The sequence below is a fragment of the Burkholderia stagnalis genome, from assembly GCF_902830275.1.
Taxonomy (GTDB): Bacteria; Pseudomonadota; Gammaproteobacteria; order Burkholderiales; family Burkholderiaceae; genus Burkholderia; species Burkholderia stagnalis.
This window is the reverse complement of the sequence record NZ_CADESW010000013.1, coordinates 185,578-209,079: the sequence shown is the minus strand read 5'-3', so window position 1 is coordinate 209,079 and position 23,502 is coordinate 185,578. Positions and strand designations below refer to the sequence as shown.

Genomic DNA, 23,502 nt, shown 5'->3' with positions numbered 1-23,502 from the left:
GTGTCACCAGTGCACCTGGATACATGGCCGGCTCCGTGGTCCCGCAAGGAACCGGCCAGCATACCGAGGTCAAAACACGACATTTCTAAATGGCTAGAACACGACATTTCTAAAAAGCTACTACAATTAAAAATTCGCTAAATCACCTTATGTCAAATCGATATCGCGGTCGGCGCGCAGCCAACTGTGATCGTTTCCACCGCGTTGCGTGACCCTATTTTTTCCCGAATTCCTGCCGTCATACCGACTGTAGCCAGCCATCGCCAGCCGCCTATGCTCGACCTGTTCGGGGAAGTCATCGTCACCCAAGACGAAATCGCCGCTTGGGTCGCCGCGCTTGCGCCCGCCTATATGGCAACCGAGCGCAGCTTTGCGCGCTACGTCAGGCTTTGGGACGTGGCCGGCAAGGTGCGCGCCGCGAAGCTGGCCGGCACGTTCGAATCGACCATCGCCCACGCCATCGACCGCCGGTCACACCTTTCCCGGCGGTTCGGCTTCCACACGTAAGGAGACCACCGTGCACCTCAAATCCCTTGCTGTTGCCCTCGCCGTCGCGCTGCCGCTGTCCGCCCACGCGTACAAGCTGGACCGGATGACGAACTGCGACCTGTCCGTTCAGGATTTCTTCGCGCCGCTCGTCCAGGCGCGCGCGATCCGCACGCCGGCCGACCACATCGCGCCGAGCGGCGAAAACGTGTTCCGCAAGACGCGTGACGATTCGCTTACGTTTTTCAACATGACGGTGGGTTGGCTTTGGGGCTACTCCAACGACCCTCTGCTGTTCCAGCACACGGCCGGCACGAACCCGACCGACAACTACGGCTTCTATGTGCAGGCCCCGCTCGCCGACGTGCAGGCCGTCATGCAGAGCATCGGCAACAGCAAGGCGATATTGCGGCGGGTCGACGCGAACGCTACCGCAGTGGTCTGCCAAGCGCCGACTTGAAACGAAAAACCCGGCTCCGGCCGGGTTTTCTTCAGCTTGCGGGCGTGGCCGACTTTCTGGCCCGCCACCACATGAAGCCGTACAGCAGCGCCGCGCCGATCGCGGCTGACTTCCATTCGATCTTCGGCATGGTCCCTTCCGTTATCGCTTGATGAATCGGCCCGTGCGCTTGCTGCGCGCCGGGGTCTTGTGGTGACGCTTATGCGCCGTCTTACGCTTACGAGTTGCCATGGTTCAGCCCCTGTTCGATGTGCCGGTTGAATCGATCCTCGACGGTTTTGATGCGCTCGTCTTGATCCCTGTCCTTCTGGTGAATGGCCCTCAGGTCCGCCCTGATCGCGCCATACACCGCGCCCGCCGCGACGAGCGCCGTGCCGATCTGCCAGAGCGGCCCGAGGTCCATTACTGGCCCTGCGCCGCGGTTCCCTTGCCTTCCGACAGGAACACGCCGAGGATGCCGAACAGCGAAGCGGCGGCCGTGCCGACCGTCGCGACGGTGTGCGGGTCCGCGCCGAACTGCACGGCGATTTGCGATGCGACGCCCGCGAGGCCGGCCAGCGCGGCATGCGTCGAGGGCTCCGTCAGACGGGCGAAAAATGCGTTCATGGTGTCACTCTCCGAGGTTGGTTTGCACTGCTACAGTCCGGCCGGGACCACATCCCATGCCGAGGTTGGAAAAGGCATGTTGACGCCCTGCGCCGCGAGCGGTGCTTGCGCCTGCTGCTGCCGCAGCCTGTCGTCCGCGAACGCAGCCATGTCGGTGACGATGGATGTTCCCGCGTTCGCCGCGACACCGGCCGCGTTGTCCCAGATGACGCCCGCGATATTCGACGCGACGCCGGACGCCCCGCCCGCGTTCACGAACTTGCGATCGAGATAGACACCCGCACCGACCAGCGCCAGCACGCCCGCGAGCATGAGAGCGGTTTTCGGACTCATCGCTTACATGTGCCCGAAAGCGCCGCTGTACGACGGCTCGCCCATCACGCCCGGGCCGCCCGGCGCGTCGATCCTGCCGAACATGTACGCGGGTTGCCCGCTGAACGGATCCCACAGGCTGTTGGTGAAGTTGGTCCCCTGCATCCCGGCGAAGTTGTCGCGCTCGCTCTGCATGGTCGCATCGACCGCGCTCATTCCCGCGTGCGAGCGGTTGTAGCCGTCCCACGCCCAGAGCACGACGAACAGCGCAATCAGGTGATCGGTTTTCATGCGTCAGAACCCGTAGGTGTTGGGAGCGAGAATGTTGTACATGCCCGAGAATGGCGATTCCTGCACCTGCCCGGTCTGGGTGTTGTACGTGACCTGCCCCGGGTCCACATACATGCCGCCGGCCTCATACGTGCCATTCGCGAACACGCGCACGTCTCCCGGCAGCAGCATGCCGCCGGCCGTCGCGCTCGTCGTTGCGACCGGCGCACCGCCCAGGTTGTTGATCGCGTTCGACCAGAACGATGACGCGCCGCTACCGATCCCGCCTTGCCCGCTGCTTGCCGGCGCTCCGGCCGCCGCCGTCGATTTGCGCACCACCATGAGCAGCACCAGCGCCGCGCCAGCAACCATCAGGAGTCCAGTCTTATCGAGTTTCATGCGCTCGTCCCCGCATCCGTCTGCACCCCACCGAACGCGGCGAAGTTGGTTTCATCTTGGGCCAGCGTCAGCGTCGGTTGCCCGTACGGACTGCCGGCTAGGCTCGCCCATTCCTTATTGCATTTCCCGATGGCCGTTGCGACCGCACCGTTTTGCACGTCAGCAAGCGCGCCGCGCCGCTTGATCAGCCAGCACGCGGCGAGGTCTTGCGATGCCGGCGAGAAGTCAGGCAACCCGAGCGCCGCCTGCGCCTCCAGCCACGTCGAATAGAGAATCTGGTACGCGCCTGCCGCCGTCGACGTGTATCCGCCGCGCGTCACCTTGACATTCGGATGGCGCGACGTGTCGGAGAACTGGCCGCCACCGAATAGCGTGGTGTAGCCGTTTGCCCCGGCCGTGCCCTCGCCCACGCGCACCATGCGCAGGAACGCCTGCACGTTCGTATTGCTCAGGGCGGACGCCGGGTCCGTGAATGCGTTCTGTACGCTCGAATTCATGTTGCTCACCATGTCCGTGAAAAATCCGCCGCCGCTTCCGGCATCCGTCGCGCTGCCGCCATCGGCCGCGCTCGGGTCATACGTGACGCCCGCGCTTCCGTTCGTCCACCACACATAGGCCGCCGCCGCGAGCGTGCCCGCCGCGATGAGATAGAGCGGCCCCGGCGCATTCATACGTTCGGTTCCTCATACCACTCGAAGTTTGCGCCGATCGGGGTGTTCACCACGTTTCCCCATACGACGAGTCCGTAGCCTGGCGGCAGGATCAGCGGTTCCTTGAACGGATAGGAGAACGTCGTGTTTGCCTGCAGCGACATTTGCAAGAATGTGGTCGCCGGAAGCGACGAAGCCGTCGAGTCGTAATAGGTTCCTGCCACCGACACGGCACCGCCGGCCAGCTTCGGTTGCCCCATCTGCGTCAGGTTCGCCAGCTGCACCGTGTTGAATACGCACCCAATGTATTGCGTTGCGTTGCCTTGATTCTCCGTTACGGCCTCGATCACCAATCGAATGCCGCTATTCGCTGGATTCCAGAGCTGCACACGCGAATACTGTGCTGATACCGCACCCTGAAAGGACGTGCCGACCTTCGCTGCCGCGCTCAACGTGCGCGACTTTCCGCCGTCCACCACCTGCACGGTTCCCTGAAGCGTGTTGTCGTCAATTCGCCCATCGCCGATCACGATCGTGCCCGAGATTTGCGCCTGCCCGGTCGCGTTCGCGATCGTCCACGCGTTCGGCCCCGCCGTGCCGTCGTTCGGCAACGTAACCGCCTGCCCCGGATACAGCAAAATCTTGCTGCCCGGCTTCCCGCCCGGGGTGACGATCAGGCCCGTATCGTTCCCGCCCGCCGTGCCCGAGACGTATTTCAGGTAGCGCCCCGGCACGTTGACCACCTGCGACGCGCCGCTTGCCGGCGCCGTGAAGTCGTATTTCTGCATGTCAGCCCTTTTTCGAGAACGCCATCACGCCGACGATCGCGACCACGGCCATGCCCGCCGCGATCAGGTAGCGGTTGTCGTTCGCCGCGGCGACCTGGGTCTGCGCGAGCTGCGACGCGATGCCGGTAACCGCCTGCGTGGCCTGATTCACCCCGCCGGCCAGCGAATTCGCGAGCGCCGTATTCGTCTGCAACATCGACAGCCCCACGTCCGCCAGATGACTCGATGCCGTCAGCGCGCTTTGCGAGACCCGCGTCATGTTGTCGGTCGCATTGCCGGCCGTGCCCGCCTCGGCCCATACCGCGCTGTTTGCGACGTTGCTGTTCGCGCCGAGCGCGGCGACCGCCGCACCCAATCCGGCCTGAACTGCACCCTGATCGGTCGTCGTGATCGACGTGAACATGGTGTTGTTGTCGCCGCTGATTGCCGCGCCACCCTGCACCGCGTTCCTCCGGTCCGCGTAGTTGTTTTCCGTCTTGCTTTCGCTGCTGTTCGAATCCGATCGGTTCGCCGGGGTATCCGGCAGGCCGAGCGCCAGCAGTCGAATCTGTTCGGGTCGCTTGATCATTTCAGCTCCATCCGCAGCACCACCGAGGCCCGCGAAAATCCCATGTTTTCCAGCTTGCGCACCAGCCCCGCGCGCCGCGTCTGCACCCGCACCGCCTCGCATCCCACCATCGCGCACTGCCGCTTGATCAGCGGCACCACGTGTTCGACTAGATCGAAGTCGGCCCGACCGTGCGCCACCACGATTTCCGCGTCGCGCCGCGCGCCGCGCACGCGCAGCCTGAGCACGTAGAACGCGACCGGCACGCCGTCATCGAGCACGCGGAAGAATGTGCCGCCGCCGATGCACTCGGCCGCGTCCACCATGCCCGCGCTCGTATCCGTCTTGGCGCGGATCGTCGGCGTGCCGTCGAGCGCCGCCGCGACTTCCGCGCGGATCGCGTCCGTGATCGGCTCGGCGCGCAGCGTGATCATTTGCGCAGCACCACGAACGCGAGCCCGATGACCGCGATCAGCACCAGCGGATCACCGAACGCACCCGTCGCCACCGCCGCACCGTTCGCGAGGCCCTGCGCGAGCGTCGAGACCGGATTCGCGGTCGCGTTCGCGCTGCCGCTGCCGAAGTTGACCGACCAGCCCGAGTTATCGACCGTGAACGGGTTGAACGGCGCGTTCATCGACGTCTGCGGGCCGCCGCCACCGAGCAGCGACGACAGCGCCTGCCCGGCCGCCATCGCCGCCGCGCTGTACGGGTTCGAGTAGGCGAGGCCCATTGCCGGGTTGCCGTTCATCGATCAGCCCTTGTGGATTGCCAGCGCGATCACCGCGAAGATGCCGAGGATCAGCAGCGTCCGGTTGCTCTGGATGCCGTTCACCTGGGCAGCGGCGGCGGAACTTGCCGCCTGCCCTTGCGCGACAAGCCCCGCTTGCGTCGCCTCATAGCGGCGGTAATCGAGGTTCTGACCATTGGTGTAGATGCCCGTGAACGCGTTGAGGCCCTGCGACAGCAGGCCGAACACCTGCGGCGCATAGCTCGCGCCGTAGCCCGCTTGATCCGCGCCAGTGATCGCCTGCCCCGTCCCCGGCACGATCACCGTGCCGTCGGATTGCGGCCCCACTGCCGTGCCGATATCGCCGGTCGTGAAACCGTACGTGTTGTTGCCGACGCCGAACGCCGACGGGTCGAAGCCGTCCATTGAATTCCCCTGTAGGTGTCGAAAAAAGCGCGCGGGACAGCGCAGTCAAGCGGCCCGCGCGCCCCGGCCCTTACATGTTGCTCAGGACGTCCAGCACTTCGACCACAGCCGTCACCGTATCGGCCGCGCTGAAGGTCGGATTGAACTCGAGCGCGGTCGCGTCGGCGGTCTTGATCGCGTTCGCGTAGTTGTTGTCGGCGCACGGGTCGTAGCTGTACAGGTTCGTCTGCGACGTTTTCTGATACTCGCCCTGCCAGAAGCTATTCACGCCCGTGGCCACGTTGTCCCAGATCACGATGCCGTTTTTCTTCACTTCGAGCGCGGTCAGGTTGCCGCCGTGCGCGAAGTGCACGCGCTTGATCAGCGCGCCACGGTTCGTGATATCGATGAGCTTCATCGGGAACTTGCCCGAGGCCGCAAACGACGCCGTGAACGGGATGTGCTTGGCCAGCACGCCGAGCTGGGCCGGCGGCCCCAGCTCCGAGTAGGAATCGAGCGTCGGCGCCGTCGCGCCGGAAATGTCGACCTCGATCGTCAGCGACGAAACGCCCTTGGCCGTGTTGATGTTGCCGATGTACTGCTCGGTCATCGTCTTTGCACGGGGTTCCGTGAAGTCGATGGTCAGGAAGCCGGCGTTGGCCGTCAGGCCGCGATACTGGTTGATCAGGTCGAGGCGCGAGCCGACCGCGTTGACGATGATTTTGCCGTTCAGCTTCACGCGGATGCCGGTGATCATCGCCTTCGTGAACGTCGTGCCGCCCAGGGCCAAGATGACCTTGTTGTACGACATGCCCACCGGCAGATTGACGGTGGCCGTGCCGGTGGCGACGACGTTCGTGAACGGTACGTTTTTGACGAGAAGCATGCGCGGCCCCTTACGAAACGATCGTGGTCAGCAGGGGCACGTTCAGCGACGTGGCCACCGGGCGGACGACGATCTTCGTCACCGCGTTCATCGCCAGAAACAGCGCGTATGCCTTGAGCAGGTCCTTCATGGTTCGACTCTCCGAAGTGAGCCGCCCCGTGCGGCCCGTCTGTGAGCCTCCATGCTGCGTGCGAGGCGCCGGATTCAACGAATCCGCGCCCCATAGGTCGCGCCCTATAGGTCGCGGCTCGCCGACCCGAAAATCTCGAAAAATATTTGCGGTGCGTCGCGCCCTGGCCACGGCCGAGCGAGCATAAAAAAACCGCGCCTGGGCGCGGTCTATAGGTCGCGGTCGAATGGGTCAGCCGCGCGTCGTCTCGCCGGTCGCCATGTCGCGCCGTATCCAGCCGAGATCGGGCAATGCCACGATATCGCCCATGTCCACATGCAGCGCCTTCGCGACCGCCTTCACGTCGTTTTCGTAGGTCAGCCGCCCGGTGCGCACGAAGTTGCAGTTGCCGATGAAGTCTTTGTCGATCGACGCCGGCCGCTGCGACAGGCCGTAGATGACGATTCCGCGCTTCCGGCCGCGCCCGGTCAGCATGCCCCACCCTGTTGGTGAGCGGCTCGGCGTCGTGACGCTCTTGAGCTCGTCCACGATGAACGTGAGCCGCTCGGCGGCGAACGCGATGCGGCAGATCGCGTCGAATTGCTTCACCGCGACGGCCGGATCGGGCGACGGCACGAACACCGCGCGGCACGGCGACGCCGGGTGTGATGCCTTGAACCCCTCCAGCACGTCGCCCACGCGGCGCACGACGGTTCCGAACGCACCCCACTCGCCATCCGGATCGAACACGATCAGCCGCCGCGGCTTCGCGCGCTCCATCAGCCCCTTGACGTAGCTCGACTTGCCGCTGCCGGTCGCGCCGAGTACCGCCTCGATATGCGCCTTCGCGCCGACGCCGTAGGCCGCGTCCACGGCCCTTTTGCAGCTTCTCGCAGTTGCTCGCGCCATCGTCACAGGTCCGGGAACACGGGGGTCTGGCCGGTCGCCTGTCGCAGCGCGTCGGCGGCGTTCGTCGCCGGCTGCTCGCCGCCGCGCACCGTGTGCGGGTCGTCCAGCCCGCGCGCCGCGCGCGCCAGCGCCAGCCGATCGGACTGAATCTTCAGCGCGACCACCTTCGCGGACTGGTAGAGCGCCGGCCCGCACACCGCGAGCGCCATCAGCTCGCACGGCATGCTGCCTTCTATATCCCAGCCGTACTTTTCGAGCACTGGCGCGATGCTGGCCGCCATCAGCGCGCGCTGCTGCTCCGACCATCCGGCCCCCGGCGCGTAGCCGTCGAGCATGCTCGATATCAGATCGACCATGCCGGCCGCGCCTCGCGCGTAGTCGGGCCCGGGTGCCGGTTGTCCAGGCGGAACCGCCGCGCCGGGATTCAGCGCCGCCGCGGCTTCCGCGTCGACGCCGGCCGCCATGCCGTCGAGCGTGGCGAAGCCGCCGCCCGCATCCTGCGTCAGTTCGCCGTCGATCATTTGCGCCCCGCCATCAGATCGAACACGGACCGCGCACCGTGGCGCGCGGGCGTTTCCTGCGTGACAGGCACGGGCGTCGGCTCGCCGGCCGCCGGCTCGACTACCGGCCCAGCCTCGAACAGCGTTACGCGCTTCATCAGAAGCCGATGCGCCTCGGTGCCCTCCTTCGCGTAGTTGGTCTGGTCGCACCACTGGCACGACATGTCGAGCGTGCCTAGCTCGTTCCGCTTCACGGGAATGTCCCGCTCGCAGCAGTGGCACTTCGCCGTGCCGATGACCTGTTTTTTCGGTTTCACTCGCATGGTTCCCCCGTGTTGATCTAGATCGCCTCTACCGCTTCCACCAGCCGCCGCACGGCGTCGATTTGCTTCGCCGCGAGCATCCGTTCTACCGGCGTCAACGCATCGAACAGCGTGCGCAGCGCGCGCGCTTCCCGCCGCGCTACCGCGATTCGCGCCACATCGACCGGTTTTCCCCACTCAGCAGGCCGCGAACCCGCCGTATCGCTCTGATTTTTCATAGTCCGAAATCCAATCGGCCAACTCGACGTCGCCGGCAGCATCGCCGCGCGTACAGTTATTGACACAAGTCCAAGCGCGGGCGATGCCCGCGTGAACACCCTCGCGCACTCGACGGGAGACGATTTCCCATGCGTGCCGCACGCTTTCCACCAGCACCGTGACCAGCTTGCGCCTATCCGCGACGATGCCGTCGCGGTACGTGATCCAGCCGCACGCGCGCACGCCGCGCACTACCTGACCGATCGCCTCGCCATACCGGCCCTCGCGCGCATCCCACTCTTTCGCAAGCTGTATCGGACGAGCATCACGCGGCGCGTGGATGCCGCCGTTTGCCTGAATGAACTCAGCCCACGATGCCGGCTTTGCCTCGCCTTCCGTACCCGCCACCTTGTTGCACGCGCGGTGCGCGGCCACCAGAGATTCCGGAGCGTCTCCAGGAAGTTCGGCAACGCGACGTAGCTCGCGCCAGACAGTGACCGGTGGGCCGCCCACCTGCTGAAACTGGCGAATGCGCCACGTCGACGCCCAAGCTTCGACTCGCGCCGACGATTCAAGCGCCGGATTTCCATACAGGTCATCCCCCACGGCATAGCCATCGATGTTTTTCGAAACGTACTTCGCGACGTAGCCCGCCGCGCTGCCCTTGCTCCAGTCGATCGGTTCGAAGTCCGCGCGGTGTTTCTTGGCGCCGCGCTCGTCCGGCGAATCCTGCAGCGCGTAGCGGCGCACGATCGCGCACACGCGCTGCAGCGCCGCGCGGCGCACGTCGCCTCGCCAGCCCGGCGCGAAGAACACCAGCACATGCCAGTGCGGCGTGCCGTCGTGATTCGGCTCGGCAATGCGGAAGCCGTACCACTGCACGCCAACGCGCGCGAGCGCCGCGCGCAGCCGCGCGAACATGCGCGCGAGATACGCCTGCGCCTCATTCGGCTGCGTGCCGTCGTACAGCGGGTTCGCGCGCGCCTTGCCTCCGGCCTTGCGCCACTTGTGCATGCGGGACGGGCACGTAACCGTGAAGAACAGGCCGACGTGACCCATATCGCGCGCGATCTGCTCGAACCCGGCGATGCGCGTCATCAGTTCGGCACGGCGGATCGCCTTGTTCGCTACGCCACGCGCGGCGAGTTCGGCGAGCGTGAACTCGTCGCCCTCCTCATTCCGTGCGATGGTCTGCTCGAGCATCGCGGCATTGCGCTTGCGCTGCTGCGTGCGCCGATCGAGCGATTCGTCGCTCACGTACATGTCTCGCGCCGCGTTGACGTAGCCGAGCGCGATCGCCGCCGCTTCGACGTGCCGCGCGTGCATGCGGCGCAGCGCGCGGCGCCACCAGAGCGCGTCCGTCATGCGCTTGATGGCCGGCACGTCGCGCACGCCCCTGATTTCGCCCGTGCGCGGGTCGATGCGCTCCGACTCCGGCGCGTCGCACTGGTGCGCCTCCACGATGCGCGCCATCGCCTCGCGCGCCGCGCGCGGTTCGTGATAGACCTCGGCGACGCTCGAGCACGCGGCGGCCAGTTCGGTCGCGCGGTCGCAGATAACGCCGTCGTTCGCGCCGAGCGGCAGGCGCACGGCGTCGAGTTGTTCGGTGAGGGAAAGCAGGAACAGGTTGGAGTTCCGCCGCGCGTCCGGCGCGCTCGTCGCGTGCTGCTCGTCGTACTGATCGAGGATGCGCGCGCGCCAGCGCGGCGGAAGCCCCGCGACGCGCGCGGCGCTCCATTCCTCATCGGACGACATGCGGCGGTAGCTCATCAGAGGTCGAACGCCAGTTCGTCGTGCGGGACGAGGAACACGCGCCCCTCATCCGCCTCGATGGCGCAGTAGCCTTCCGGCACCTGCGGGTGAATCGGGTTCGCCGCGCGCGGGCCGACCGCCATTACGATGGCGCGCCACCCGTCGATGAACGCGTAGAACTCGCCGCGCGCATCAACGCGCACGCGGTCGCCAGTCCGGAACTTCGAGAGCAGCGCGGCCATGGTCAGTTGACGTTGTGAATGGTGACCTGATCCGCGCCCGCGTTCACGGTCTTGACCGGCTTGCCGTCTGCGGTCGCATCGAGGGTGATCGTCAGCACCTTGTCGGTGCCGTCGACGTTGCGCTCGACCATGATCACGACGCCCGCGCGGCCCGCGTCCGGGTGATTCGCGTCAGCCTTGATGATTGCGGTATCCCATGCCTTCGACATTGCCTACTCCTGAAAAGATGAGGCGCGCGCCGTCGCAATAGACGCCGACCGAACCGGCGCGCGCCGGTCTTGGTTCGTTCGGTGTTTGGAAAGCAGGTCGCGGATGCGTGCCAGCGCGGCGTCGCCGGCCGGCGTCGCGCGAATGTGCGCGACGCCCGGCTGCCGGCGCGCGACGAACGAGGCGTGATACTCGCCCGCGTAGCCGATATCGCCGTCCTCGACCATGGTCAGCACCCGCCGCACGCGGGCGCGACGCCCGGCGCAATCAGGTTGAGCGCGAGCCGGCGCAGTTCGGGCGACGTCGGATCGTCGCGGCGCAGTTCGATCAGGTCGGATGCGGTGCGACTCATCAGTGCACCTCGCCCGAACGCACGAACGCGAGCGCCGCCATCGGCAGCTTGCTCGACCACTCCCCGAAGTAGTCCATGTCCGGGACGAGCGTAAGCATCCGCCCGAAATCATCTACGACCTTGAACGGGTCGATCACCGGTTCGCAATCCCGATAGTGGTTCGTCACCATGGTCACACCCCCGTCCGGAAGATTTTTCCAACGAGGCGGCGCAGCCAGCCGGCGCGCCCTGCCCGTACGTACGGGCCTTGGATGGTGTACCCGCCGAGCGCCGTTGTTCGAACCCCACAAAGTTGTAACGATTTTTTGCGCATTGCCGCATCCCCCGATTGCCCCATCCCCCGAAAGAAAACTCGCCCCGCACCTTGCGGGATGGCCGTCCCGCGCCGTCGGGATGGGTGAAACGGTGGCGCTTTTGGGGCGAGTGATCGGAAGAATAGTCAAGTTTCACTCGACACGTCAAGTAACACTCGACGTTGCGCGGCACTCGACGTTGATCTAGCCTTGACGTCGGGTGAAGTCAACAGGGAGGGATGTATGAAAACAACAATTCAATATCTGGATGCGCTGAAGAAGCGCCTCGACCTACCGTCCGACTATGCAGCCGCTCAGGTGCTAGGCGTGACGCGCTCTGCCGTCAGCCTGTACCGCAACGGCAAAACCGTGTTCGATGAGGGAACCGCGATCCGCGTAGCCGAATTGCTCGGCCTCGATCCACTCGAAGTGATTTCCGCGTGTAAGGCAGAAGGCGCGAAGGATGCGCGCGTTCGCCGCGTGTGGGAGAACGCCTGGGGAAAAGCGACGGGAGCGACGGCCACGGCAGCGATAGCCGTGGTTATGGTCGGGCTAGCCGGCGCTCCCTCGCCCGCGCAATCAGCGCCAGTCCGCGCTGACTGCGCAATTCATCACCTTATGTAAAATATGAAAAGACAGGCTGAACCGGATTATCGGGATGTCCGGCCTCCGTGCAGTTGAAGACGCGGGCCGCCTGTGCAGCACATACAAACGCCGTTCAACGCGGCGCGAAGCCACCTCGCGCCTTGTCCAGTTGCGTTAGCGGATCCTAGCCTTCGGCCTGCTTCACGGTGCACATCAACTCGGCTTCGCAGGCCACTTCGCCGCCCACGGTCGCGTTAGCCTGGAACTTCCAGATACCACGGATGCAACGCACCACGGAAACGTTCAGATGGAGTTGGTCGCCGGGGCGCACCACGCGCTTGAATCGCGCGCCGTCTATCCCGACCAAGTAATACAGCGCCCCTGCCCTCCGCTCCATGTCCGCGCCGAGCGTCAGCAGGCCGGCTGACTGGGCCAGCGCCTCAATAATCATGACACCCGGCATCACCGGTTGCCCAGGGAAGTGCCCCACGAAGTACGGCTCGTCGATCGTCACGTTCTTGAGGGTTTTGATCCGCGTCTGCGGCTCGAATTCGAGCACACGATCGACCAGCAAAATCGGATACCGATGCGGCAGCAGCTCCAGAATCTTGTGGATATTGATGTCGGATGCGTTCATGGTGATTTGTCTTCGTCGTGTTTGTGTTGAGCCTGGTACCCGAGGCTGCCCCGATTCAGGGCCATTCGAAAGTGAAAGCTTCCGGGCCGCGGCTCCGATGCCGCTTTCCCATCGCCCGCGTCAATTGTCGTGAAATTGTGTAGGACAACATATAGCAAAGCAAAGATGTCAACTCGAGGTGCCTGATGACTTTATCGACAGCCTCGCCGAAACAATGCCGTCACTTCGTCTATGTTCGAAAAAAGTCGTCAATTCGCATCGTGCACTTCGAAGTCCGAACATAGAGCATTGGTTCTTTAAAAATTCTCCGCACGCGATGCGCCCAGTCGCGACGTCGCGCTCCCGCCTGAGATCGATGGATGTCGTCGGCACCATCACGGGCGACGCGGCGGCCCCTAGCGATCGTCCGCGCGCGAACGTCATGATCTCGACGCGGCGATGCGATCGGCGCACTCGTTCCCGCCGTACACCGTCTTCCCCGGCGCATCGCCCGCACGCTCCGGCAGGGCCCGCGCCGGCAGCGAAATCACGAAGCGCGCACCGCCGAGCGGCGAGTCCTCGAGTCGCACGTTTCCGCCATGCACGAGCGCGACGCGCCGCACGATTGCGAGCCCGAGACCGAATCCGCCGGTCTGCCTGTCGCGGCTCGAGTCGAGCCGCTGGAACGGTTCGAACACGCGCGCACGTTCGGCGACCGGAATGCCGGGACCGTCGTCATCCACGCTCAGCACGAGTGCACCCGACGCATCGCTCGCCGCCGACAGCCGCACCGTGCGCGACGCGTAACGCGAGCCGTTGCGAATCAGGTTCAGCAGCGCGCGCGCGACGAGTTTCGGATCGCACACGTGGGTGGCCTGCGCGCCGGCCGTCGACACGCCGAGCGTGAGACCCCGATCGGCGACATCGTTCGCGACATTGCCGGCAACACTGTCGATCAGCGCATCGACGACGACTTCCATCGGTGCAAGCTCGCTCGCGCCTTGTTCCAGCCGTCCGATCGTCAGCAGCTCGGTAACGAGCTCGTCGAGTTCGCGCACGTCGCGCTGCAGCCCTTCGCGACGCTCGCGCATCCGGGCGCTGTCGTCGCCTTGGGCGAGTAGCGCAAGCCCGAATTCGAGGCGCGCGAGCGGCGTCTTCAGCTCGTGCGAGATCCCGTGCATCATTTCCCGCTGCTGATTGATCGATGCTTCGATTCGCTCGGCCATGTCGTTGAACTGCTGCGAGAGATCGTAGATGTTCGAGCGGCTTGACAGCTTCACGCGCGTTGCAAGGTTCCCCGCGCCGAAGGCGCGAGCGGCATTCTGCAGCCGGCGAAGGTCGCGCCAGTGATACGAAATCCACAGCGCGACGGCGAACAGCGCCGCCAGCGCGACCATGCCGTTTGCATAGATCTTGATGTCGAGGTCGGCCGGCCCGATCGGGTTCGCATGCAATACCGAACCGTCCTTGAGCGGCATGTAGTAATGCTTGCGGTCGTAACTGATTGCGATCCTGCCGGCGTCGAGGTCGCGCAGCGGCGCGCCGCTCAGTTGGCTGCGGGCGTAGGCCATTGTCGCGAAACCGAATCGCTCGTTTCCGTGCTGCGCAAGTTCGCGCAGCGCGAGCGTGCGCTTCGCGCCCGGATGACGTTCGATATAGTCGTTCAGCACAAACGCGTAGGTAGACAGCGCATCGCGCTGTGCCTGCGCCACGCGCTCGTAGAAAATCCTGTTGAACGAGTATTGAATCAACAGGATCGACGCGGCGCAGCACAGAATGACGATGAGATACAGCTTGATCAATGGGCGCAGCATTTACTCGTCCCAGGCAGAAGGGCTGAACAGGTAGCCGCGGCCCCAAATGGTCTTGATCCGGCGCGGCTCCGATGATGCGTCCTCGAAGCGCCGGCGCAGCTTGGAGATGCTCGAGTCGACCGACCGGTCGATTCCGTCGAACTCGATCCCGCGCAGCTGCTTCAGGATGTCGTCGCGGCTCAGCACCGTGCCGGCCGCGCGCGCGAGGATCAGCAGCAGGTTGAACTCGGCGGTCTTCAGGTCGACGAGATCGCCGCGCCACGTGACCGTGCGGTTCGGCGGCGAAATCGTCAGTTCGCCGAACACGAGCGCGGGCGGCTGCGCATCTGCGGCCGGCTCCGGTACGGCGGGCTCCACGCGGCGCAACAGCGCGCGGGCACGTGCCACCAGCACGCGCGGCTCGATCGGCTTCGTCACGTAGTCGTCGGCGCCGGTTTCGAGGCCCGCGACCTGGTCGTAGACATCGGCGCGCGCGGTGAGAATCAACACGGGGACATCGGTGAACGCGCGAATGCGCCGGCATACCTCCGTCCCGTCGAGATTCGGCAGCATCAGGTCGAGTATCACGAGCGCGGGCCGGTATTCGCGTACCGCGGCGACCGCGAGATCGCCGCGCGGCACGATTCTCACGGCAAATTCATAGCCGTCGAGGTATTCGCGCACGAGTCGCGCGAGTCGGTCGTCGTCCTCGATCAGCAGCACTCGGTGTGCAAGCGGATTCTCGTTCATTGTCTCCTCGAAATGCACGCACCGTCCTTCGTCCTGCACGTGGGCGCGCGGCGCGGAGCCGGAATTCTAACCGTCGTTCCGGCCGCACGGGCAGCGCACGACAGTCGGGAACAATCGATCACAATTGAACACACATTCACCGCAGATTCCGGACAGTCGCGCCACGCGGTCGAACCTAGACTTCGGGCTCCGCCACTCTGGTCCCGAAATTGTGCGTCCATCCCTCCGCTCCTTCCGCTATTGCATGCCGCTTGCCAGCCTGACGCTCGCCACGTTGGCCCACGCCGAAAACCAGTACGCGATTTCGCTCGGCGGCGGCTTTGCGCCACGCTATCCGGGCAGCAACCAGTATCGCGCCGTCGTCGCGCCCTCGTTCTCCGCGATGTTCGGCAACGGCTTCTTCATCGACACCAGCGCCGGCGCAGGCTACCGGCTGAACCTGCCGAACGGTGCGTTCGTGTCGGCGGCAGTGGGTTACGCCGCAGGCCGTACCGACGAAAATCGTTTCGATCTGCCCGGTTCGGACCATCTGAAGGGGATGGGCCGGATTCCGGGCGCGGTGGTCGTCGGCATGCGGGCAGGTGTGAAGCTGCTGGATGGCGGCGAATTGAGCGTCACGGTCGACGCTCCGGTCACGCACACGTCGCGCGGCTTGTCCGGCCATGTCGATCTCGCGGTGCCCGTGTTCGCGGCCGGACGGCACGATGTCGTGTTGACGGGCAGCGTGCATGCGGGCACGGGGCGCTACATGCAGACCTTCTACGGCGTGACCGATGCGCAGTCGACGGCCAGCGGATTCAGGCCGTACTCGACGAGCGGCGGGGTCGACAGCGCGACGCTGTCGCTTGCGTGGAACTGGGCGGTGTCGCGGCACTGGTCGGTGCACGCGAGCAGCGGCTTCACGCGGTTGCTAGGGCGCTACGGCGACAGCCCGATCGTCCAGACGCGCAGCAACTACTATGGGATGGCCGGCGCGACGTACAAGTTCTGAAGCGTTGATCGACAACGCAGGCGCGCATTGTCCGCGCGCGACGTGCCGACGGTGCCGCGGACAGCGTGCGGCAGCATGCAGTCGGCTCCGGCGTCAGGCCGGCGCCGCGACCTCGATGAGCGGATCGACCGGACCTGCGTCGGCGGCAACCGATCGTCAACCGCTCTCCGCAGCGGTGAAGTCGCCGGGCGGCAATGGTCGGTTCGCCACGTCCTTTGCCTCCGCGCGCGTCAGGCCGAGCGTCTGCAATACCATCGCCGCGGCCCGCTCGGGGAGCCGGCCCTCGTCTCCCACCGGCTTCCTCGCCCCGCCCGCAGCCGTGTCGGCCGCGTAGGACTCGGCCGCGATCGCCCCCAGAATCGTCCCCGTCATCGCGAGCACGCTCACGAACGGATCACCGACGACGAAGCGGCGTGCCGCGATTCCGCGCTCGCTGTCCCGCCGCAAGCGCTGGCCCAGCCCGTGGTCGAGCGCGCGCACCGAGAAACCCTCCCGCACCAGAAACTGCCCCCAGAGCCGCTCGCGGCGCGCGCGCATCAGCGTGTGACGCACGCAAACCGACACGACCTCGGCCGGATCCGACAAACCGCTCGCAAGACGCTCGAGCCCGTCCGCGAAATCGTCGAACACCCATTCCGTCAGCGCGGCGAAGAGGCCGTCCTTCGATTCGAAGTGGTAGTAAAACGAGCCGAACCCCACATCCGCCGCCTCGGTGATCTCGCTGATCGCGACGTTGTCCCTGCCCTTTTCCGCCATCAGGCCGAACGCCGCCCGCAGCAAGCGCATACGTGTCGCCTGCTTGCGCCGGGCACCGCGCGGTTGGCGCTGCTCCGCGCCGCCCGCTGACGCATTCGGGCGACGCGGCCGGACCGGTTTGTCGTCCACGAGCGCGCCTTCCCCTTCCAAAAGAATTTTCTGCATGGCGCAATTCTAGATTGCTCGCTCATACTTGACAACATTATCAGTTATGAGTCTAATCTCGAAATCACAGAACCGGTTCTTGTGCAGACACTGTGGCGGACCCACGGTAGCGAGCGTCGGGGACGTGCGGACGGCCCCGTCGGCACGCTCGTTGGCCATCGCCGTGCGCAAGCCGTGCCATGTCGGCAATCGGGACGAACTGCACCTCAAACGTCGTAGTACTGGTTGATCGTCATGCGCACCGTCGACGGAGACGCTCGCGCGCGCCTGCATAAACCGGTGCGACCCGCCGTGGTCGCCGAACCCTTTTCAGTTGGCCCCTCATTTGTCTTGGAAACATCGTGAAATCACCCGGTCTTGACGCGCGGACTTCAACGCGCCCGTTTCTGACACGCATCGTGCCGCCGCTTCGGCGCGCCCCGATCGCGTTCGCCTGCTGTGCGATTCTTCTCGCGGCTTGCCACTCGCATGAGGCCCCGGCGCCCGAACTGCAACCGGTGGTCGCGCTACCGGTTCATCCGGACAACGGCGCAGTGCAGCGCGTGCTGCCCGCGCAGGTTCAGGCGCGATATTCGACGCCGTTGTCGTTCCGGGTCGGCGGCAAGATCGTCGAGCGGCGCGTGAGAATCGGCGACACCGTCAAGGCCGGCCAGGCCCTCGCGATGCTCGATCCGGCCGATCTGCACAACACTTTGCTGAACGCGCGCGCACAGCTCGATGCCGCCGAGCATCGCGTCGCCTACGCAAAGCAACAACTGGATCGTGACCGCGCCCAGGCTCAGGCCAACCTGATTGCGCCCGCGCAGCTCGAGACAACGCAGGACGCGTATGCATCGGCGGTCGCGCAACGCGATTCCGCGCTCGCACAAATAGCGCTCGCGGAGGATCACCTGCGCTACGCGACGCTAGTCGCGGATCACGACGGCGTCATCACGTCGGAGGATGCCGATACCGGGCAGAACGTCGAGCCCGGCCAGGCGGTGTTTCATCTGGACTGGAGCGGCGACCTCGACATCCTCTGCGACGTCTCGGAGCACGATCTGCGCGATCTCTCGGTCGGCCGCACCGCGCACGTCAGCCTGACGGCGCTGCCGGGCAAGGTGCTCGACGCACGCGTGCGCGAAGTCGCGGCGGCCGCCGATCCGCAGAGCCGCACCTGGCGCGTGAAGCTGACCCTGCTCTCGCCGGGCCCGGACGTCCGCTCCGGCATGACCGCCAGCGTAACGTTCGACGGCGCCGCCGACACCGCCGCGGACCGTGCGATCACCCTGCCGGCCACGGCGCTCTTTCATCGCGGCGAAGCGCCGGCGGTCTGGGTCGTTCGCAAAGGCAGCGACACGCTGGAACTGCGCCCGGTAACGGTCGGACGCTACGACGAGCGCACGATCACCGTCACGTCGGGCCTCGCGGACGAAGAACGCGTCGTGATGCAAGGCGTCCATACGGTCAGCGCCGGCCAGCACGTGCGCGTGGTGCCGCCGCTGCATGCGGAGGACTTCACGTCATGAATGCTCCGCAACACTGGCATTCGAACGACGGGGGCCACGGCGCGCAAGCCGATGCCGCGTCGCGCGACGATGACCGTTTCAATCTCTCCGCGTGGGCGCTGAAGCATCAGCAACTGGTGATTTTCCTGATCGGCCTCGCGACGATCTTCGGCGTGATCGGCTATACGCGCCTCGCGCAATCGGAGGATCCGCCGTTCACGTTCCGCACGATGGTGATCCAGACCTATTGGCCGGGCGCCACGGCGCGCGAAGTGCAGGAACAGGTCACTGACCGGATCGGCCGCCAGCTCCAGGCCGCACCTTACGTCGATAACGTCAAGAGCTATTCGCGCCCCGGCGAGTCGATGATCTTCTTTGCGATGAAGGATTCAGCACCCGTCGACCAGGTGCCGGAAACCTGGTATCAGGTGCGCAAGAAGGTCGGCGACATCCGGCCGACGCTGCCGAAGGGCACCGTCGGCCCGTTCTTCAACGACGAATTCGGCGACGTCTATACCAACGTCTATGCGCTCGAAGGCGACGGCTATTCGCCCGCGCAGCTGCACGATTACGCGGACAAGCTGCGCACCGTGCTGCTGCGCGTGCCGGGCGTCGCGAAGGTCGACTACTTCGGCGACCCCGCCCAGCACGTGTTCGTCGAGATCTCGAACGCGCAGCTGACGCGCCTCGCGATCACGCCGCAGCAGCTCGCGCAGGCCATCGACGCGCAAAACGCCGTCGCCCCGGCAGGCACGGTCACGACGGCCGACGATCGCGTGTTCGTACGACCGGGCGGCGCATTCAAGGACACGCAGGCGCTCGCCGACATGCTGATCACGGTGAACGCCCGGACGTTCCGGCTCGGCGACGTCGCGAAGGTCACGCGCGGCTACGACGATCCGCCCGTCACGCAGATGCGTACGAACGGTCACGCGGTGCTCGGCATCGGCGTCACGATGCAAAAAGGCGGTGACGTGATCGACCTCGGCAAGGCGCTCGATGCAAAGGCAAGCGAGTTGCAGGCCGGCTTGCCCGCCGGTCTGAAGCTGACCGCGGTGTCGAGCATGCCGCACGCCGTCAAGCACTCGGTGGACGACTTCGTCGAAGCGGTCGGCGAAGCCGTCGCGATCGTGCTCGTCGTCAGCCTCGTGTCGCTGGGCCTGCGCACCGGCATGGTCGTCGTCATCACGATTCCGATCGTGCTCGCCGTGACGGCACTGTGCATGCACGCGTTCGGCATCGGCCTCGACAAGGTGTCGCTCGGCACGCTGGTGCTCGCGCTGGGGCTGTTGGTGGACGATGCGATCATCGCCGTCGAAATGATGGCGGTGAAGCTCGAGCAGGGCTGGAGCCGGACACGCGCCGCGGCATTCGCGTATACGAGCACGGCGTTCCCGATGTTGACCGGCACGCTCGTCACGGTATCGGGCTTCCTGCCGATCGCGCTCGCGAAATCGAGCACCGGCGAATACACGCGGTCGATCTTCGAGGTATCCGCGATCTCGCTGATCGTGTCGTGGTTCGCGGCCGTCGTGCTGGTGCCGCTGCTCGGCTACCACATGCTGCCCGAGCAGCATCACGACGCTCAAGCACATGGGCAGGACGTTTATGAAACGGGCTTTTACCGGCGGCTGTCCGGATGGATCTCGGCGTGCATCGAGCGCCGCTGGGTGGTGCTGGGCGTAACGGGTGTGCTGTTCGCGATCGCGATGGCGGCATTCACGCGCGTGCCGCAGCAGTTTTTCCCGAATTCGGAGCGGCCGGAACTGCTGGTCGACATGCGCTTGCCGGAAGGCGCGTCGTTCGACGCGACACTGCGTGAGGCCAGGCGGCTCGAGAAGGTACTCGATGGCCGGGCAGAAATCGATCACGTCGTCGATTTCGTCGGCACCGGCGCGCCGCGCTTCTACCTGCCGCTCGACCAGCAGCTCCAGCAGCCGAACTTCGCGCAGTTCGTGATCACGGCCAAGGACGTCGAATCGCGCGACCGCTTGTCGCATTGGCTCGAATCGACGCTTGCAAGCCGCTTCCCGACCGTGCGCACGCGCGTCGCGCGCCTCGAAAACGGGCCGCCCGTCGGCTTTCCGATCAAGTTCCGCGTGAGCGGCGACGACATCGCGACCGTTCGCGGCATCGCCGAAAAAGTGGCGGACAAGGTGCGTGCCGATGCCCGCACGCGCAACGTGCAGTTCGACTGGGACGAGCCGGCGGAGCGATCGGTGTCGTTCGAAATCGATCAACTGAAGGCGCGCCAGCTCGGCGTGACGTCGCAAGATGTGTCCGGCTTTCTCGCGATGACGCTGTCCGGCTATACGGTCACGCAGTATCGCGAGCGCGACAAGCTGATCGACGTCGACCTGCGTGCGCCGAAGAGCGAACGCATCGACCCGTCCAGGCTCGCCGGCCTGGCGATCCCGACGCCGCATGGCCCGGTACCGCTCGGCACGATCGGCCACGTGCGCGACACGCTCGAATACGGCGTGATCTGGGAACGCGACCGCCAGCCGACCGTCACGGTGCAGGCCGACGTCCGTGGCGAAGCGCCGAGCATCGGCGTGACGCGCGACATCGACAGCGCCGTGGCGACGCTGCGCGCCACGCTGCCGGCCGGTTACCGGATCGAGATCGGCGGTGCAGCGGAGGAGAGCATGAAGGGCCAGACGTCGATCAACGCGCAGATGCCGCTCATGATCATCGCGGTGCTGACGCTGCTGATGATCCAGCTGAAGCGCTTCTCGCGCACCTTCATCGTCGTGCTGACGGCCCCGCTCGGCCTGATCGGCGTGGTCGCGGCGCTGCTGCTGTTCGGCAAGCCGTTCGGCTTCGTCGCGCTGCTCGGCGTGATCGCGATGTTCGGGATCATCATGCGCAATTCCGTGATCCTGGTCGATCAGATCGACCAGGACATCGCGGCCGGGCAGCCACGCTTCGCCGCGATCGTGGGCGCGACCGTGCGCCGCTTCCGGCCGATCATGCTGACTGCCGCCGCCGCCGTGTTCGCGCTGATTCCGCTGTTGCGTTCCGGCTTCTTCGGCCCGATGGCCACCGCGCTGATGGGCGGCATCACGATCGCGACGGTGCTGACCATCTTCTTCCTGCCGGCCCTCTATGCGACGTGCTTCAAGGTGCGCAGCGACGAACGCGAGTCGCGCGCGATGGACGTCGCGTCCTCGGAGACATGCTGATGAATTTCCCCCGTATCACATCGGTGCTCGCCGCGAGCGCAGCGCTCGGCCTGAGCGGCTGTGCAATGGCCCCGAGCAGCACGCCGCCCGCGATGCCTTTGCCGGCGCACTACGGCGCGACGCCTCAGGCGCCGCGCACCGCCGAAGCGGCAGGCGTCGCGCAGCAATTCGACGTCGGCGCCGCGCCCGTCCCGCAATGGTGGCGCCTGTATCGCTCCAGCGCGCTCGACGCGCTGGTCGACGAAGGCCTGCGCGCAAACCCGACGCTGGCAGCGGCGGAAAAGACGCTCGCCGCCGCGCAGGAGGAACTGCGCGCGCAGATCGGCGCATCGACGCTGCCGTCGATCGACGCGAACGCGCAGGCGGCCCGCACGCGCACGCCGGACATCTCCGGCGCCGGCGCGCAAAGCCTGCGCTACAACGTCTTCGTCGGACAACTGCAGGCGCATTACACCTTCGACCTGTTCGGCGCCACGCGATATGCGAACGACGCGAGCGCCGCGCGCGTCGACGCGCGCGGTTGTGAGCTCGAAGCAGCAAGGCGTGCGCTGGCGGCCAACATCGTCGGCACCGCCATCCGCGCCGCGACGCTCGACCGCCAGATCCTGCTGACGGAGCGCCAGGTCGCCGTCACCGAGGCATCCGCACTCGAAGACCAGCAGCGTTACGCGCTCGGCGCGGTGTCCCACGTGCAGGCGCTGGCGTCGACGCAGGCCGCGGCGTCGCTTGCCGCGACGCTGCCGCCGCTGCGCCAGCAACGTACGAGCGCGGTTCACGCGCTGGCGATCCTGCTGGGCCGCACGCCCGATACGCCGCCGCCGGTCCCCTCCTTCACCGGGCTGTCGCTGCCGGAACACGTGCCCGTGGTCGTGCCGTCCGACCTGCTGAAGGCGCGCCCTGACATCCGCGCGGCCGCGGCAGCCGTGAAGGCGGCATCGGCGGACGTCGGCGAGGCGACCGCCCAGTTGTTCCCGAGCCTGTCGCTCACGGCGACGATGGGGCGCGGCGGCTTCAGCTGGCCAGCGCTGTTGTCGGGCGCGGGCGGGCTGTGGGCCGTCGGCGCCGGGCTGTCGCAGCCGATCTTCCACGGCGGTGCGCTGCTGGCTCACCGGCGGGCGTCGCGCGACGCGTACGACGCCGCAGTGCTGCAGTACAAGGCGGCGGTGCTGTCCGCATTCGGCGACGTCGCCGATTCGCTCGCCGCGCTGGACAACGACGCGCAAGCGCTGGCCGCGAACGAACTCGCGGCGCGCGCGGCCGGCGAGGCCTTCCACGAAACGGTGCAACGCCGCACATTGGGTGCCGTTCCGATGTCCGCGCAACGGTCGGGCGAGCAGCGCTATCTGAGCGCGGAGCTCGATGCGGTGCGTGCCGCGAGCCGACGGATGACCGATACGGCGGTGCTGCTGCAGGCAATGGGCGAACTGCCGCCCGACACCGGCGCGACGGTCGCGGCCCGGCAATAGCCGCTGCTTGCGTCGAGGGGCCGGCCGCGCGCATTCGGGCCGCACCGGTCCGCAATCTCGAAGCCCGATGCCCGGCGTACCGTGCGTCGCGCGGCGCCGGGCCTTAATGACCCGCATGATCGAGACCCGATGAAATCCGACAACCTGGTCGCCTGCCACGAATGCGACCTGCTGCTTCAGCGTCCGCCGCGCCGCCGGCCGATATCGTGCGCCGCATTGGTCGAAGGCGGCGTTGCGGGCGCGCCGGTCGACGTCGGCGCCGGCGGATCGGGCTGCGCGACCCG

The 23,502-nt window shown here is 66.2% G+C and carries 33 protein-coding genes; 7 read left to right on the top strand and 26 right to left on the bottom strand.

The features are described from left to right. Window positions 1-273: 273 nt before the first annotated feature. Complete coding sequence (locus tag HWY45_RS22725) at window positions 274-507, top strand: hypothetical protein (RefSeq protein ID WP_060080870.1); 234 nt, start codon at window positions 274-276, stop codon at window positions 505-507. A 10-nt stretch (window positions 508-517) separates the two neighbouring features. Continuing rightward, on the top strand, window positions 518-946 hold the full coding sequence (locus HWY45_RS22720; RefSeq protein ID WP_060080873.1) for a hypothetical protein: 429 nt from the start codon (window positions 518-520) through the stop codon (window positions 944-946). A gap of 217 nt (window positions 947-1,163) precedes the next feature. Here the strand turns inward: HWY45_RS22720 and HWY45_RS22715 are convergent, their stop codons facing one another. From HWY45_RS22715 to HWY45_RS22615, 22 genes are all read right to left on the bottom strand, one after another. Then, complete coding sequence (locus HWY45_RS22715; protein WP_060080876.1) at window positions 1,164-1,349, bottom strand: hypothetical protein; 186 nt, start codon at window positions 1,347-1,349, stop codon at window positions 1,164-1,166. Continuing rightward, entirely contained in the window at window positions 1,349-1,552 is a 204-nt protein-coding gene (locus HWY45_RS22710) for a hypothetical protein (protein WP_060080880.1), read from the bottom strand. The genes HWY45_RS22715 and HWY45_RS22710 overlap by 1 nt, the downstream gene beginning before the upstream one ends. Window positions 1,553-1,582: 30 nt before the next feature. Further along, on the bottom strand, window positions 1,583-1,864 hold the full coding sequence (locus HWY45_RS22705) for a hypothetical protein (RefSeq protein WP_060080883.1): 282 nt from the start codon (window positions 1,862-1,864) through the stop codon (window positions 1,583-1,585). A 24-nt stretch (window positions 1,865-1,888) separates the two neighbouring features. Continuing rightward, window positions 1,889-2,155, bottom strand: a complete 267-nt coding sequence (locus tag HWY45_RS22700; protein WP_060080886.1) for a hypothetical protein — start codon at window positions 2,153-2,155, stop codon at window positions 1,889-1,891. A 3-nt stretch (window positions 2,156-2,158) separates the two neighbouring features. Next, complete coding sequence (locus HWY45_RS22695) at window positions 2,159-2,533, bottom strand: hypothetical protein (RefSeq protein WP_060080889.1); 375 nt, start codon at window positions 2,531-2,533, stop codon at window positions 2,159-2,161. Next, window positions 2,530-3,204: a glycoside hydrolase family 24 protein gene (locus HWY45_RS22690; RefSeq protein ID WP_150998886.1), complete on the bottom strand. Its 675-nt coding sequence runs from the start codon at window positions 3,202-3,204 to the stop codon at window positions 2,530-2,532. The genes HWY45_RS22695 and HWY45_RS22690 overlap by 4 nt, the downstream gene beginning before the upstream one ends. After that, window positions 3,201-3,971, bottom strand: a complete 771-nt coding sequence (locus tag HWY45_RS22685; RefSeq protein WP_060080892.1) for a hypothetical protein — start codon at window positions 3,969-3,971, stop codon at window positions 3,201-3,203. The genes HWY45_RS22690 and HWY45_RS22685 overlap by 4 nt, the downstream gene beginning before the upstream one ends. A gap of 1 nt (window position 3,972) precedes the next feature. Then, window positions 3,973-4,539: a hypothetical protein gene (locus tag HWY45_RS22680; protein WP_060080897.1), complete on the bottom strand. Its 567-nt coding sequence runs from the start codon at window positions 4,537-4,539 to the stop codon at window positions 3,973-3,975. Next, window positions 4,536-4,952 carry a hypothetical protein gene (locus HWY45_RS22675; RefSeq protein WP_060080900.1) on the bottom strand — a complete coding sequence of 139 codons (417 nt, stop codon included), beginning with the start codon at window positions 4,950-4,952 and terminating at the stop codon, window positions 4,536-4,538. Before HWY45_RS22675 ends, HWY45_RS22680 begins: the two co-directional genes overlap by 4 nt. Next, window positions 4,949-5,269 (bottom strand): hypothetical protein, encoded by a 321-nt coding sequence (locus HWY45_RS22670; protein ID WP_060080903.1) that lies wholly within the window; start codon window positions 5,267-5,269, stop codon window positions 4,949-4,951. Before HWY45_RS22670 ends, HWY45_RS22675 begins: the two co-directional genes overlap by 4 nt. A 3-nt stretch (window positions 5,270-5,272) precedes the next feature. Further along, complete coding sequence (locus tag HWY45_RS22665; RefSeq protein ID WP_060080906.1) at window positions 5,273-5,674, bottom strand: hypothetical protein; 402 nt, start codon at window positions 5,672-5,674, stop codon at window positions 5,273-5,275. A 70-nt stretch (window positions 5,675-5,744) separates the two neighbouring features. Beyond that, complete coding sequence (locus HWY45_RS22660; RefSeq protein ID WP_060080910.1) at window positions 5,745-6,539, bottom strand: major capsid protein P2; 795 nt, start codon at window positions 6,537-6,539, stop codon at window positions 5,745-5,747. A gap of 361 nt (window positions 6,540-6,900) precedes the next feature. Then, window positions 6,901-7,521 (bottom strand): helicase HerA domain-containing protein, encoded by a 621-nt coding sequence (locus HWY45_RS22655; protein ID WP_230946878.1) that lies wholly within the window; start codon window positions 7,519-7,521, stop codon window positions 6,901-6,903. 38 nt (window positions 7,522-7,559) lie between these two features. Next, entirely contained in the window at window positions 7,560-8,078 is a 519-nt protein-coding gene (locus tag HWY45_RS22650; RefSeq protein WP_081072259.1) for a hypothetical protein, read from the bottom strand. Then, window positions 8,075-8,380 (bottom strand): hypothetical protein, encoded by a 306-nt coding sequence (locus tag HWY45_RS22645; RefSeq protein ID WP_060080916.1) that lies wholly within the window; start codon window positions 8,378-8,380, stop codon window positions 8,075-8,077. Before HWY45_RS22645 ends, HWY45_RS22650 begins: the two co-directional genes overlap by 4 nt. Before the next feature lie 17 nt (window positions 8,381-8,397). After that, on the bottom strand, window positions 8,398-8,598 hold the full coding sequence (locus HWY45_RS22640; protein ID WP_150998889.1) for a hypothetical protein: 201 nt from the start codon (window positions 8,596-8,598) through the stop codon (window positions 8,398-8,400). Further along, window positions 8,558-10,348, bottom strand: a complete 1,791-nt coding sequence (locus HWY45_RS22635) for a replication endonuclease (RefSeq protein ID WP_060080919.1) — start codon at window positions 10,346-10,348, stop codon at window positions 8,558-8,560. The genes HWY45_RS22640 and HWY45_RS22635 overlap by 41 nt, the downstream gene beginning before the upstream one ends. Beyond that, window positions 10,348-10,572 (bottom strand): hypothetical protein, encoded by a 225-nt coding sequence (locus HWY45_RS22630; RefSeq protein WP_060080922.1) that lies wholly within the window; start codon window positions 10,570-10,572, stop codon window positions 10,348-10,350. The genes HWY45_RS22635 and HWY45_RS22630 overlap by 1 nt, the downstream gene beginning before the upstream one ends. A 2-nt stretch (window positions 10,573-10,574) precedes the next feature. After that, a complete protein-coding gene (locus HWY45_RS22625; RefSeq protein ID WP_060080925.1) occupies window positions 10,575-10,781 on the bottom strand; it encodes a hypothetical protein in 207 nt (68 codons plus the stop codon). A gap of 3 nt (window positions 10,782-10,784) precedes the next feature. Next, complete coding sequence (locus HWY45_RS22620; protein WP_150998892.1) at window positions 10,785-11,015, bottom strand: hypothetical protein; 231 nt, start codon at window positions 11,013-11,015, stop codon at window positions 10,785-10,787. Then, window positions 11,009-11,131 (bottom strand): hypothetical protein, encoded by a 123-nt coding sequence (locus HWY45_RS37185; protein WP_269114411.1) that lies wholly within the window; start codon window positions 11,129-11,131, stop codon window positions 11,009-11,011. Before HWY45_RS37185 ends, HWY45_RS22620 begins: the two co-directional genes overlap by 7 nt. Continuing rightward, the gene (locus tag HWY45_RS22615; protein ID WP_155634915.1) at window positions 11,131-11,307 is read right to left on the bottom strand and encodes a hypothetical protein; all 177 of its coding nucleotides are present in this window, start codon (window positions 11,305-11,307) and stop codon (window positions 11,131-11,133) included. Before HWY45_RS22615 ends, HWY45_RS37185 begins: the two co-directional genes overlap by 1 nt. Window positions 11,308-11,667: 360 nt before the next feature. Here HWY45_RS22615 and HWY45_RS22610 point away from each other — a divergent pair, with 360 nt between their 5' ends. Continuing rightward, window positions 11,668-12,048: a helix-turn-helix domain-containing protein gene (locus tag HWY45_RS22610; protein WP_060092221.1), complete on the top strand. Its 381-nt coding sequence runs from the start codon at window positions 11,668-11,670 to the stop codon at window positions 12,046-12,048. Between the two features lie 145 nt (window positions 12,049-12,193). Here the strand turns inward: HWY45_RS22610 and fabZ are convergent, their stop codons facing one another. The 3 genes from fabZ to HWY45_RS22595 form a co-directional block, all read right to left on the bottom strand. After that, on the bottom strand, window positions 12,194-12,646 hold the full coding sequence (gene fabZ / locus HWY45_RS22605) for a 3-hydroxyacyl-ACP dehydratase FabZ (protein WP_059880334.1): 453 nt from the start codon (window positions 12,644-12,646) through the stop codon (window positions 12,194-12,196). A 419-nt stretch (window positions 12,647-13,065) separates the two neighbouring features. Then, on the bottom strand, window positions 13,066-14,439 hold the full coding sequence (locus HWY45_RS22600) for an ATP-binding protein (RefSeq protein WP_059880337.1): 1,374 nt from the start codon (window positions 14,437-14,439) through the stop codon (window positions 13,066-13,068). Next, the gene (locus HWY45_RS22595) at window positions 14,440-15,168 is read right to left on the bottom strand and encodes a response regulator (RefSeq protein WP_059880341.1); all 729 of its coding nucleotides are present in this window, start codon (window positions 15,166-15,168) and stop codon (window positions 14,440-14,442) included. 244 nt (window positions 15,169-15,412) lie between these two features. On the opposite strand from HWY45_RS22595, the gene HWY45_RS22590 reads away from it, so the two are divergent. Beyond that, a complete protein-coding gene (locus HWY45_RS22590; RefSeq protein WP_059880344.1) occupies window positions 15,413-16,159 on the top strand; it encodes a MipA/OmpV family protein in 747 nt (248 codons plus the stop codon). Window positions 16,160-16,315: 156 nt separating this feature from the next. Here the strand turns inward: HWY45_RS22590 and HWY45_RS22585 are convergent, their stop codons facing one another. Beyond that, window positions 16,316-16,945: a TetR/AcrR family transcriptional regulator gene (locus HWY45_RS22585; protein ID WP_059880685.1), complete on the bottom strand. Its 630-nt coding sequence runs from the start codon at window positions 16,943-16,945 to the stop codon at window positions 16,316-16,318. 476 nt (window positions 16,946-17,421) lie between these two features. On the opposite strand from HWY45_RS22585, the gene HWY45_RS22580 reads away from it, so the two are divergent. From HWY45_RS22580 to HWY45_RS22570, 3 genes are read left to right on the top strand one after another with little or no spacing between them, the layout of a single operon-like run. Then, complete coding sequence (locus HWY45_RS22580) at window positions 17,422-18,588, top strand: efflux RND transporter periplasmic adaptor subunit (protein WP_059880347.1); 1,167 nt, start codon at window positions 17,422-17,424, stop codon at window positions 18,586-18,588. Next, on the top strand, window positions 18,585-21,752 hold the full coding sequence (locus HWY45_RS22575; RefSeq protein ID WP_059880350.1) for an efflux RND transporter permease subunit: 3,168 nt from the start codon (window positions 18,585-18,587) through the stop codon (window positions 21,750-21,752). Before HWY45_RS22580 ends, HWY45_RS22575 begins: the two co-directional genes overlap by 4 nt. Next, window positions 21,752-23,218: an efflux transporter outer membrane subunit gene (locus HWY45_RS22570; RefSeq protein WP_059880687.1), complete on the top strand. Its 1,467-nt coding sequence runs from the start codon at window positions 21,752-21,754 to the stop codon at window positions 23,216-23,218. The genes HWY45_RS22575 and HWY45_RS22570 overlap by 1 nt, the downstream gene beginning before the upstream one ends. Window positions 23,219-23,502: the final 284 nt, after the last annotated feature.